Here is a 12311-nt window from a genome sequence, read left to right as displayed (position 1 = left end):
TGAGATTTACTGTAGAGGACTCAGTCCATCCAAAATCTATCATGCATGGCCCTGGGTCAAACTGTACCTCTTGAGAGTCTAACAATTTAATATTAAGCCCTACAAGAAAAAGAATAGTGTCTTTTAGCGGTGTAAGCTCAGGGTTTGAGCGTCTGCTTGCCTTTGAAGATAGCTTTTGGACTCATTTGTTTCAACCGGGTAACTGCCTGACGGCGGAGAAACGCGAAGAGAAGCTGCAAAATTTTGTTGAAGCTTCTATGGAGAGGCTATCATCTTTGAAATAGGGTGGCACCGATCTCTCTTTCTGTGCTTGCCATAGCATTTATCGATAGCCTGCTAGAGTTCCGTATTTTTGTCTCATTCTACGGGCATACTGTGTTAACGATCTTTCTCCTTCAGCTATGACTAATTCTTCCTCACAGCGGCGCGCGCTCGTTCTACAACGAAGTTTTTCTCCCTTCAGCAATAAGCTGGTGCAGGCAGGCTATGTAGATGGCGAGCAGATGCAGCAAGCTTTGGCAGAAAGTCGTAAGTCAGGGCGAGCACTTACCGACATTCTGGAGTCCATGACCGGTCAGCAGCTCTCACCTGAGCTGCTGCGACAGTATAAGAAGCAGCAACTGTTCGAATTAAAGATTCTGTACGGAGTTGAGTCTTTAGATCCTGAACTCAGCAGCGTTTCGGGAACTCAAGTCAGTCAGCTGATCCATGATCTCATCCCCGTAGATACCTGCCGTCGCCACCGGCTAATTCCTCTATCGACTGAAGAAGGGGATCCTCCAACTGTTTTGGTAGCTATGGTTGATCCTGAGAATCTAGAAGCTCAGGACGACCTCAACCGCATTCTGCGCCCCAAGGGTTTCCGCCTGCGGCGTCGAGTCATTACGGTTGATGACTTCCAGCGCTTGCTCAACTCCTTCTTAGACGAGCAGGTCGCTTTAGAGAAGAAGAAAGATTTTGAAAAGTCAGTCGATGTCAGATCTGATCTAGAAGACCTTGATCTAGGCGATTTGCAGGATGCGCCCGATGAGGAAGCCGATTTAAGCGTTGCTTTAGAAGATGCCGGAGCGGCCCCCGTTATTGCCTTAGTCAATAAGATCTTGGTCAAAGCCTTACAGGAAGAGGTTTCTGATATTCACGTTGAGCCTCAGGAAGAGTATCTCCGGATTCGCTTCCGCAAAGACGGCGTTCTGCGTCCGGCCTTTGCCCAAAATTTTCCGAAGAAGATTGTTCCAGCAGTTACAGCTCGATTCAAGATTATTGCTGAACTAGACATTGCTGAACGGCGCGTTCCTCAGGACGGTCGCATTCGGCGGATTTTCCAAAACCGCAAGGTGGACTTTCGGGTTAGCACACTGCCAAGCCGCTACGGTGAAAAGGTTGTGCTGCGGATTCTAGACAACGAGGCCACTCAGCTCGGTTTAGACAAGCTCATCACAGACGCGGAAACGCTCAAGATTGTGCAAGAAATGGCAGCGCGTCCCTACGGTCTCATTCTCGTAACAGGGCCAACGGGATCAGGTAAGACCACAACGCTCTATTCAATGCTGTCAGAGCGCAACGATCCGGGGGTCAATATCAGTACGGCAGAAGACCCAATTGAGTACACGCTACCGGGCATTACTCAGGTGCAGGTACTCCGTGAAAAAGGCATGGTGTTTGCCTCAATTTTGCGGGCTTTTCTGCGGCAAGATCCAGACGTAATTCTGGTAGGAGAGACTCGCGACCCGGAAACGGCCAAAACTGCTATTGAAGCGGCTTTGACCGGGCACTTGGTTTTGACGACGCTGCACACGAATGACGCTGCCGGGGCGATCGCCCGTCTAGATGAAATGGGTGTCGAACCTTTTCAGGTTTCTAGCTCTCTGATCGGCGTTTTGGCCCAGCGTTTGATGCGGCGGGTTTGCGCTGACTGTCGCATTCCTTACAATCCTAATTCAGAAGAACTGGCCCGGTTCGGTCTGACTTCTTCTGGCGATGCAGACGTTACTTTTTATAAGGCGAAGACTGTAGCTACGGAGCAGCTAGAGTCCGAGCGGGCAGCTGGAAATCTCTGTTCGACCTGCCAGGGCAGCGGCTATAAGGGGCGGGTCGGTGTATATGAAGTCATGCGTATTACCGAGAATTTACAAGCCCTAATTTCGGAAGGTGCTCCCACCGAACGAATTAAAGAAAGCGCTGTTGAAGAGGGTATGCAAACGCTGTTATCCTACAGCCTTAATCTGGTTCGAGAAGGGCATACCACCCTAGAAGAAGTAGAGCGAGTTACCTTTACAGATACAGGCTTAGAAGCTGAACTCAAGGCTAGACGTAAAACCTCGCTGACCTGTAACACCTGCGGTGCCGGTCTTAAACAGGAATGGCTAGACTGCCCTTACTGTCTAACGCCCCGCTTCCAAAGCTAGCAAGTGTCGGCATGTAGGCTCAACGCCAACATTCAAGTTTACGTTTTTACTGTTTAGCCGCTAGTCTTGCAATAGCCGTTAGCGGGCCATAAACAGGCTTAAGTAATTCGTTACAGCAGAAACCATTTGAGGTAGTCCTATGGAACTGATGATTGAAGACCTGATGGAAGAAGTCGTTGAAAGAGGCGGCTCTGACTTGCACCTTTCAGCCGGTCTGCCACCATATATTCGCGTCAGTGGACATCTAACCCCCACCGAGCATCCGCCCATGTCGCCGGAGCAGTGCCAGCGACTCATTTTTAGTATGCTCAACAATACCCAGCGTAAGCATTTAGAGCAAACCTGGGAATTAGACTGCTCCTATGGCGTTAAAGGGCTAGCCCGTTTTCGCGTCAACGTCTATAAGGATCGGGGTACCTATGCAGCCTGTTTACGGGCCCTAAGTTCAAAGATCCCCAGCATGGATCTGCTGGGTCTGCCCAATATTGTGCGCGAGCTTTCAGAGAAGCCTAGAGGTTTAATCTTGGTGACCGGGCCTACTGGCTCAGGTAAGTCCACCACGCTAGCGTCGATGATCAACAACATCAATCTGACGCGAGCTGAGCATATTCTGACGGTCGAAGATCCGATCGAATTTGTCTATGAGCCGATCAAGAGTTTGGTGCATCAGCGCCAGATTGGGGAAGATACAAAAAGCTTTGCCAATGCGCTCAGAGCGGCCTTGCGGGAGGATCCAGACGTCATTCTCGTGGGTGAGATGCGAGATTTAGAAACGATCTCTCTTGCTATCTCTGCTGCGGAAACAGGCCACCTGGTTTTTGGAACGCTGCACACTAGCTCAGCAGCGCAAACCGTAGACCGCATGGTTGATGTTTTCCCGCCTGAGCAGCAGCAGCAGGTGCGGGTGCAGCTATCAAACTCGCTCGTAGCTGTGCTTAGCCAAACCCTAATTCCTAAGCAGAATCCCAAGCCTGGGGAATTTGGTCGGGTGATGGCCCAGGAAATTATGATTGCGACCCCTGCGATCGCGAACCTGATTCGGGAAGGTAAAACCGCCCAGATTTACAGCGCCATTCAAACGGGCGGTAAGGTCGGGATGCAGACTCTGGAAAAGGTACTGGCCGATCTCTACAGAGAAGGGGCGATTTCATTTGAATCAGCAATGGCGAAGTCGTCTAGAACTGATGAACTACAGCGTCTAATTGGTAGCGCTCCGGCGACAGCCGGTACGGCAGCTACCCGACAAGGTGCGGCAATGGGCGCGGCGCGCCGTCGTTAAACAGTGCTGCTCGCCTGATCGATAGCCTTGCAAGAGACTGTGGTTCTGGCAAGGCTATCAACGCTTTAGGGCGATCGCGAGTCTCCCATTCCTAGCCAGCAGCGGCGTGCTGCCTTTGCCCTTTGCTGTTGGCAATCGTTGTCACAGATTATGTACGTCAGACAGGTTAAATATTTTTTATGATAGGTTGACAGAACAAACTAGCAGAGGCTCTCAAGAGCGCTAGTTGAATCGCTTCAGGCTAGACTGCCTTTGAAGCCAGCATTGCCCATAACAGCTCACAGAAGACTTTAATTGCTATGCCTACCTACGTCGCCACTGGTCGGGATGCTGCTGGACGCAATCGGCGCGAAAAAGTTGCTGCAGAAACGCCGGGTGAGGCCCGGAATCTGCTGAGAGATCGGGGCATCTTTATCCAAGATATTCGGGAAGAGAAAGGCTTCAGCATTGACCTAGAGGACGTGAAGACCTCACTCACTAGCGTCAGCGTTAAGGACAAAGCTATTTTCTCACGGCAGTTTGCGGCCTTGGTCAACGCTGGCGTTGCTCTGGTCAGAGGACTAGGGGTACTTTCAGAAGAATGTCCTAATCCAAAATTGAAGCGATCGCTGCAGGAAATCAATGCTGACGTGCAGCAGGGAACAAGCCTTTCGGACTCGATGCGTAAGCATCCCCAATGCTTTGATGATCTCTATGTGGCTTTGGTACAGGCTGGCGAAGTGGGCGGTGTCTTGGATGAAGTCCTCAATCGCTTGGCCAAGCTGCTAGAGGATCTTAATCGCTTACAGAACCAAATTAAGTCAGCAATGGCCTATCCGGTGACGGTTGGCATTCTGGCGGTGGTTATTTTCGTGGCAATGACCGTCTTTTTGCTGCCCACGTTTGCCGGTATTTTCGCAGAATTTGACGCCGAACTGCCTATGTTTACCCGGTTGATGCTGGGTATCAGTGATTTTCTGCGAACGCCTTTATACGTTGCCATGTTAATTGGTGCCATTGTGGCGGCTGTCTTTGCTTATCGGCAGTACTACAAGACCCGGGTGGGACGCGAAACAATGGATCGCTTTTTCCTGAAGATGCCACTGTTTGGTGATTTGGTACAAAAGACTGCAACCGCTCGGTTTTGCCGAACTTTTGGTTCTCTTTCGCGCTCGGGGGTACCAATTTTGACTGCTCTAGAAATTGTCCGCGATACCGCAGGTAATCGCGTCATCTCCAATGCCATTGATGAGGCCCGTCAGGAAATTCAAACGGGCGGCATGATCAGTTTGGCGTTGCAAAAGCACCAGGTTTTCCCGGTTATGGCAATTCAGATGATCTCTATTGGGGAGGAGACGGGTGAACTTGATCAGATGCTGATGAAAGTGGCTGACTTCTACGAGGATGAAGTTGAGCAGGCTGTCAAAGCGCTGACTAGCATCATGGAGCCAATTATGATTATTGTGCTGGGGGGTATGGTCGGCTCTATTTTGATCTCTATGTACCTGCCGATGTTCAAGATTATGGAAGTGGTGCAGTAGACAACTCACTGTAAAGGACATCTGAAACAACCCATCTGTCATGAGTTTATGCCTAAAGCTCATGGCAGATTTTTTATGACGGGTTATTCAATGCGGTTACTGCAAAACTTCTTCTAACTGATGTTGGTTCCAAAGAGTCTGATAAAGTCCTGGCTGCGCGACTAGATCCTCATGGGAACCGTTTTGAACAATGCGGCCTTGATCCATCACCAGAATGCGATCGGCGGTTGCAGCAGCAGACATTTGGTGAGAAATGAAAATCACGGTCTTGCGCTGGGTACCTTCGGCTAAGTTCTTCAAGATTTCGGTAGCCGTTTTGTTGTCAACGCTGGAGAGGGCATCATCTAAAACCAAAATGGGCGCATCCGTCAGCAACGCCCGTGCTAGCGCTGTGCGCTGACGCTGCCCGCCTGAGAGCGTGATACCCCGCTCGCCAACAACGGTGTCATACTGCTGCGGGAAATTGACAATTTCTTCGTTGATTTGGGCCTGCTTAGCCGTGTGCTGCACGGTCAAGACTTCTGCGAGGGGGTCACCGTAGCGAATATTGTTTTTGATTGTGGTGCTGAAAAGAAAGCTGTCTTGGGGCACAAAGGCGATCGCTTTTCTCAGGTCAGCTACGGCGATCTGAGTAATGTCGTAGCCGTCGAGAAAAAGCTGTTGGGGCTGAATATCGAGTAGACGTGGAATAGCATTAGCCAGGGTGGACTTGCCAGAACCAATAGGGCCGACGACGGCCACCGTCTCGCCGGAGCGAATATGAAAGCTCACCGACTGCAGCGCCGCCTGAGTCGTTCCGGGAAAAGTATAGGTGAGATCGCGGGCCACAATCTCGCCCGTGAGTTTTTGCGGATTGAGCGCAATCGGCTGGGGGACATTTTTGATCTTGGGTCGAGCTTTGAGGATTGCTTCGACCCGGTCGATACTGACTTCGCCTCGCTGATAGGCAGTGATGGTGAAGCCGAGTAGGGCTGTGGGAAAGACTAGGCGCTCTACATACAAAATCAGCGCTACAAAGTCGCCAACGGTGAGAGCACCGCTGGCGATCGCCCCGGCTCCTACGGCTAAAATCACCAGCAAGCTAACGCTGGCCAAACCTCCCAGCAGCGGAAACAGGGTGTTGCGGGTTCTTGCTAGGGTCAAATTGGCCTCTAGCAGCCGCTGGTTAAAATCGGCAAAGGCGTGGCGCTCGTTGTTTTCCTGAGCATAAATTTTGATCAGCGCAATACCGCTCATGTCTTCCTGAATCATTTCGCTCAGGTTGGCGATTTCTTGCTGTACCTGGAGCTGCTGGTTGCGCAGGCGGTGGCTAAAGAGCTGTACCAGGATTAGCATCACCGGGTAGACAATCAGCGCCATGACCGTCAGCCGCCCGTTGATGGTCAACATAACGGGCAGGGTAAACGCATAGGCAAATACTGTATTAGCCAGGCTTAAAACCGCAAATCCCAAAAGGCGGCGAATGTTGTCTACATCGCTAGTGGCTCGGCTAATGAGATCGCCAGCGGTATTGACAGAAAAATAGGCGGGTTCTAACGTCAGTAAGTGTTCAAAGATTTTTTGTTTTAGGTCAAATTCCACCTGTCGGCCTACGCCAAAAATGAGAATCCGAGAACCCATGCGGATAAACCACATGACCGAGGCCAGCAGCAAAATTAGCACAACATAGTAGAGGACTCGGTCGTAGCTGAAGGTAACCTGTAGTTCGTCGATGCCGTCTCGAATCAGCAGCGGGATGGAGACACCGACTAAATTGACAATCAGCAGCGCCCCGATCCCCATCGCGGTTCGACGCCAGTGGGGACGCAAATAGGTGGCTAGTTTGTTCAGTTGCGATCGCGCCATGAATCCAGTCCAGAGAGAAGCAGAGCTACAGCCCTGCTCCCCATCCTAGACGAATTTGGCCGTCAGCCGTTTTGATAGCGGCGGCTTAAACCTCAACCAGTTCGCCCCAGCTAACATCGAAGGGCGGTAGCCAGTCACGGAGGAAATAGTAAATCGAGGATAAAAACTCTTCCCAATAAAGCGTTGTCAGTCGCAGCGCCTCGACGCTAGGAATAATATCCTGCAGGCGAGCCGCTAGATCGCCACTACGGCCCTCTTCAGAAATATAGAAATCTGTTGGACGGGCGACAACCTGCAAGCCTATGTTTTCAAAAGTTAGACCAACACGTCGCATCGTCAGCGCCGGGGCTATCACAATAACGCGGTTATCTTGAGGTCTGGGATTATCTGTGGCGTCAAATAACTCCCGTTCCCGTAAAAACTCTCGAACATCTTCGGCGCTAGCCCGCACGTTGCTGCCAGAATTTTCAATTCGGATTAAATCGGGGGGCACACCATTGTTAGTCAGCAGTTGCCGAATCGCCTGGTCTTTTTCGGCTCTTTCATCCCCGTTTCCAGAGCGCGATCCGGCTGTCACAATGAAGAAGGGTAAAACGCCACGATTGCGCAGGTCACGATAAAGCTCAGTTCCATAAATTAGCCGGGGCACTAGTCCCACATTAAAAGGCCGCTCATTGTCTAACTGGCTAGGAAAGTCACCAGCCTGGTTGACCGTATCAGCGCTGTCGCCTAAAACAACAATGGCAATCACGTCGTTGAGGTCGGCAACTTCAGGAATATCCGCCGGACAGATATCTTCACACAGCGTTCGCCGATCCTGAAAGGCTTCCTGCACCGACTGCTCAGCCTGTCCGACTAGAAAGCGGGCCACTAGCGGCATACTGGCGATCAGCAAAATTGTTAATGCCAACGCGACCTGATTGCCGCTCACCTTCTTGACCCCCTGACTCAAAGCTACAGCCATCAGGGTAATTGCAGCACCCAGCGGTTTGAGCGGAAAAGAAATGATGTTCCAGATGATAGCAACAGTGGGATCGTCTGTCTCCACAAACGACAGAACCAAGAGCGCTAAGAAGATCAGTCCTCCAAACCAGGTGAGATAGTTTCTAGGAATAAATTTGAGTAGAACGTACCAGATGATTAAGCCGACGGCTGCCCACAGCAAGATTCGAGTTAGCAGTACTAGCAACATTACCCTGTATTCCTCTATCAGCCTTCGGTTTAGGAGTTCTGCGGTTTGTTGTAGCACGAGACTAACCCAAAATGATCACAAGTTACCGAGTTTTTTGCCGAATTCGGCAAAAAAACAAAGAAGCCACCTGTCGGTGACTTCTTCGCGCTTTTGAGCTATCAGAACTTGCGGATTAGATCAGCTTTAAGTTGGGATATTCGGCTACAAGCTCGTCAGCGGTCAGCGTCTCGCCTGAAGCTTGAGGTGTCCACAGCACTTCGACAGCCAGCAGCTTTTCCTGTGAGATCGCACCGATCTGATTAAGTGCCTGCCTTAGATCTTGGGTGCTGCTGACTTTGGGAATGGACAGATCTCCCTGAACGCCCACTAATAAAGTCGCCACAATGTACTCTCCGGGACCTTCTGAGAGGGCAATATCGGCAGAGTCTTGCCCTGGTAGGGTCGCTGGCTTATCAGCTTGCCGCAGCTGATTGTTGACGTTGGAAAGGGTTTCGCCAGTAAATTTACTGCGCTCAGTGAGGGCAAAGCGGTTGAACTCTTGCTCAGCAGAGAGCAGGCGAGTCTGCTTGTCTTCAGCAGCGGCATAGGCCCAGTATTCGGGGTGACGCAGCAGAGAGAGGGTAGCCTCTTGCAAAACCTGAGTCAGTCCAGCGCTAGAACCTGTATCAGCCATCTCGGCCATGCGGTTGAGATCGGCCTGGAGTTCCCTGGCATCGGCTAGCAGTCCCACCTGAACCCGGGCTACAGAAACCGTAGGGTTAGTTGCTTCTTCATAGCTAGAGGACTCGCTAGCGTTGCGGAAGCTGCGAACTAAAAAGTTAGCGATCGCCACAAACAGCAGAATGGTGAACAGTCCCCCAAAACCGCCGCCAATGCCAAAAATGGGGAACAGGAAGGGAAAACCAAATCCCCCACCCGGATAATATCCGCCGCCGGAAGGGCCACGATAGGTACGGCTGGGTGGAGCGTAAGGGCGACTGGGTGCTCTAAAGCTACCGCCGCCGATACGACCGCCGCCTCTCGCGGCTAGAGCACTCCCTGCCTGACCCAAGACCAGGGCAGCAATGAGGCTGAGCACTAACAGCGACTTCAAAACGGGTTTTACAAACTTCGTCAGCTTGGACATAACAAATTACCTTGCAATCAAACTTTTTAACAGGTGGGTTCTAAATCGGGCGGGAATGCATGTCTAACGCAGAGCAGCTTATTTCCAATGTAACGTTTCTTAAAGCTAGCTTAGACAGGGCTGGGGCGGCAATTTGGAGGGATTACCGTCCTCTATTCTCAACAAGATTGTCACGTAGATGGCTGAGCATGGCGCTGCTTATCCACCCCCAACAATCGTAACAACTTCTAAGCGATCGCCATTTTGCATTTGAGTGGTTGACCAAAACTGGCGGTGCAGAATTTCGCCATTATATTCAACCGCTACCAGGCGAGGATTGAGCCCGAGCTGCTCTAACAGCGCTGGGAGGCTGGTTTGGGGAGGACAATGCTTGTCTTCTCCATTGACCTGAAGCTGAATTGACTGATTCTGGGCAGAGTCGGGCATGGTTTAGGCGGTCGTTTGCGATAGCGTTTTCAGCGTTTGGCGGTGATGTAGCTGGGCCACGAAATACTGGGTCATGAGCGTTGGCTGCTCTGCCGCCATGATGGCTCTAACCACGGCTACGCGCTCGGCCCCCGCATCTAGAACTTCATCAAGATTGTCGGCATTGATGCCACCGATGGCAAACCAGGGCACAGTGGCCTGGGCTGCAGCCTGTCTAACGTAGTCTAAACCTGCAGCAGGTTTATTAGGCTTAGTCGGTGTGGCATAGACGGGGCCAACGCCAATGTAGTCGGCTCCAGCGGCGATCGCGCGCTCCATCTCATCGAGATTGGTGGTGGAGCAGCCGATGATCCGCTGATCTCCCAGTAGCTGTCTAGCAAAGGCGGGGGAGAGATCCTGCTGGCCGAGGTGAACACCATCGGCCTCAGCCGCCAGGGCTAAGTCAATCCGGTCATTGACGATGAATAACGCCCCATAGTGATGGCAGAGATCTCTCAGCGTCTTCGCCACTTCTAAGCGATCGCTGTCGTCTAGCGCCTTTTCTCGATACTGCACAATCTCCAGCCCCCCTGCCAGGGCTGCCTCAACCACTTCTAGCAGGTGCTCATGGGGCGACGTGACCAGATAAGACTGGGCCTGTCGCAGTCGCTGATGGCGCTGATAGCCCGCTAAATAGCTCTCCAGCGTATATACCTGATAGCGCATTTGCTTGCAGTCAGCCCCCATTTTGGGGTCAATCAGCTTGCCGTACTCTTCCAAAACTCGCAGCGCTTCCTGGGTGCGGCAAAAGTTGGCCTGCAACACCTGCTGTAGATCGGCTCGAACTTCTTCCTGGGGATGGCTGAGGCGGGTGCCAGGATCGGTCGGCGTATTGCGAGCGGCGCGAATTTCAGAGGTGTGCCAAGCTGCTAGGCGCTGGCGCAACTGCTTGAGCTGCTGAGTTGTTTCCGTCTGGTTCAACCCAAAACGACACCATTCTTCTACAATTCTCAGACCTTCACGGGCGCGATCGAGATTGGCATCTAAAATTCGATAGATCGCCGCCTGATTTTTAGAAATGCTTTCGTTTAGCTCGCTGCTAGCCGAGAAAGTATCCATGAGGGCGCTTCTAGCCTAATCGGTTGCCTTCATCCTATCAGCCCGAAACAGGGAGAAAGATCTTTCAATGGTAGGGCTTGCCGACCTTTCAAGGTGACCACCAGGCTGCTGGCAAGGAGGGATTTAGTTAACTTCTTTAACATTTAGGATTCAGGCGGGAGTATCTGAGATATTAATTTGTCGAAATCCCGACGCGACAACTGTTGTCATAATGGCTACACCTCAAAGATTTCTGACCCACCTATTTCTGCTAAGTTTCACGTGGGGACTTCTGCAGCCTCAGGCGATCGCTCAAGCTGAAAGTCTGATGGCTCAAGCCCAGCCCGGCGCTAGTCCGACTCAGCCTCAGCCGCGCCAAGCCAATCCCTATCAGGTGCTACACGTCAACCCGACAGCCGGTAGTGATACTCAAGGTTCCGGGGGCCAAAGACGGCCCTTGCAAACTATCGCCTATGCGCTGCAGGTAGCCCAGCCCAACACGATTATTTTGCTAGCGCCCGGACTATACAATCAAGCTTCAGGCGAAACTTTCCCGCTACGGCTCAAACCTGGCGTCACGATTCAGGGTTCTCCTGGCTCATCTGGGCACACGGCGGTCATTCAGGGAGGTGGCCAGTTTAGCAGCCCCAGCCTAGGGCGACAGAATGTGGCAGTTGTGGCCGCCGATCGCGCTGGCTTAGCGCATGTGACGGTCTCCAATCCCAGCAGCCAAGGGCATGGTCTGTGGATCGAATCTGGCAGTCCCGTCATTCTGGAAAATGTTTTTTCTGGTAGCGGTCAGGCGGGCATCTTTTTGGCAGGAGCGGGAGCGCCCGTGATCCGCGGTAACTATTTCTATCGCAATGCGATCGCCGGTCTGATCATTCATGGCGAAAACGAAGCTGAAATTCACAATAACCGCTTCGAGGAAACGGGGGCAGGCATCACCGTTTCGCAGAATGCCGTACCGCAGATCATTGGTAACCAGATTATCCGCAATCAAGAAGGCTTAGTTCTACTGGCCGGGGCGCAGCCTGTTTTACAGAACAATGATATTTCCCAAAACCGCCGCAACGGAGTGGTTGAGTTTGGCCGCTCGGCTGCGTTGGCGACCGCCCGCGTCCCTGTTGAGCCAGCTTCATCCCCGCCACCGGCTAGCCGCGCCGCTGCCGCCAGTCCTCTCTCGGTCCTGCCAGAAGCACCAGCCGTATCCCCATCGCAGCCAGCCGCGCCGCCGACTCTCAGCCCCGATCCGGCAGCCACTCGTTTGCCCCAGGCCGAAAATCAGCAAACTGCTTTCCCCGCAGACACAGCCGCAACCTCACCTAGCCCAGGTGCCGCAATAGAGGCGATTGGAGGGACTGCTGAAATCCCAGCAGCGTCCCAACCTGAGGCGATCGCCCCTGAACCAGAAACGCTCGCAACAGCCGCCGATTCATCT

General features: G+C 52.3%; 9 protein-coding genes. 4 read left to right on the top strand and 5 right to left on the bottom strand.

Annotated elements, in window-relative coordinates; translation table 11 throughout:
- Positions 1-401: 401 nt before the first annotated feature.
- The 3 genes from QJQ48_RS12445 (at position 402) to QJQ48_RS12435 (ending at position 5204) form a co-directional block, all read left to right on the top strand.
- Entirely contained in the window at positions 402-2405 is a 2004-nt protein-coding gene (locus QJQ48_RS12445) for a GspE/PulE family protein (RefSeq protein ID WP_346291559.1), read from the top strand.
- A 139-nt stretch (positions 2406-2544) separates the two neighbouring features.
- Positions 2545-3684 carry a type IV pilus twitching motility protein PilT gene (locus tag QJQ48_RS12440; RefSeq protein ID WP_346291558.1) on the top strand — a complete coding sequence of 380 codons (1140 nt, stop codon included), beginning with the start codon at positions 2545-2547 and terminating at the stop codon, positions 3682-3684.
- 299 nt (positions 3685-3983) lie between these two features.
- Positions 3984-5204 carry a type II secretion system F family protein gene (locus tag QJQ48_RS12435; protein WP_346291557.1) on the top strand — a complete coding sequence of 407 codons (1221 nt, stop codon included), beginning with the start codon at positions 3984-3986 and terminating at the stop codon, positions 5202-5204.
- 96 nt (positions 5205-5300) lie between these two features.
- Here QJQ48_RS12435 and QJQ48_RS12430 read toward each other — a convergent pair whose 3' ends face one another.
- The 5 genes from QJQ48_RS12430 to QJQ48_RS12410 all read right to left on the bottom strand — a co-directional run bounded on the left by QJQ48_RS12430 (position 5301) and on the right by QJQ48_RS12410 (position 10891).
- Complete coding sequence (locus QJQ48_RS12430) at positions 5301-7049, bottom strand: ABC transporter ATP-binding protein (RefSeq protein ID WP_346291556.1); 1749 nt, start codon at positions 7047-7049, stop codon at positions 5301-5303.
- Between the two features lie 85 nt (positions 7050-7134).
- A complete protein-coding gene (locus tag QJQ48_RS12425) occupies positions 7135-8241 on the bottom strand; it encodes a YdcF family protein (RefSeq protein WP_346291555.1) in 1107 nt (368 codons plus the stop codon).
- Positions 8242-8413: 172 nt separating this feature from the next.
- The gene (locus tag QJQ48_RS12420) at positions 8414-9367 is read right to left on the bottom strand and encodes a DUF1517 domain-containing protein (RefSeq protein ID WP_346291554.1); all 954 of its coding nucleotides are present in this window, start codon (positions 9365-9367) and stop codon (positions 8414-8416) included.
- Between the two features lie 198 nt (positions 9368-9565).
- Positions 9566-9793 (bottom strand): sulfur carrier protein ThiS, encoded by a 228-nt coding sequence (gene thiS / locus QJQ48_RS12415; RefSeq protein WP_346291553.1) that lies wholly within the window; start codon positions 9791-9793, stop codon positions 9566-9568.
- Between the two features lie 3 nt (positions 9794-9796).
- Positions 9797-10891 carry a thiamine phosphate synthase gene (locus tag QJQ48_RS12410; protein WP_346291552.1) on the bottom strand — a complete coding sequence of 365 codons (1095 nt, stop codon included), beginning with the start codon at positions 10889-10891 and terminating at the stop codon, positions 9797-9799.
- Positions 10892-11102: 211 nt separating this feature from the next.
- Between QJQ48_RS12410 and QJQ48_RS12405 the strand changes: the two genes are divergently transcribed.
- Positions 11103-12311, top strand: a 1209-nt coding sequence (locus QJQ48_RS12405) for a DUF1565 domain-containing protein (protein WP_346291551.1), incomplete at its 3' end; no start/stop codon positions are given.

The organism is Sphaerothrix gracilis Ecp01, assembly GCF_030405905.1.
GTDB lineage: Bacteria > Cyanobacteriota > Cyanobacteriia > Phormidesmidales > Phormidesmidaceae > Sphaerothrix > Sphaerothrix gracilis.
This window is presented reverse-complemented; position numbering and strand designations above follow the sequence as displayed.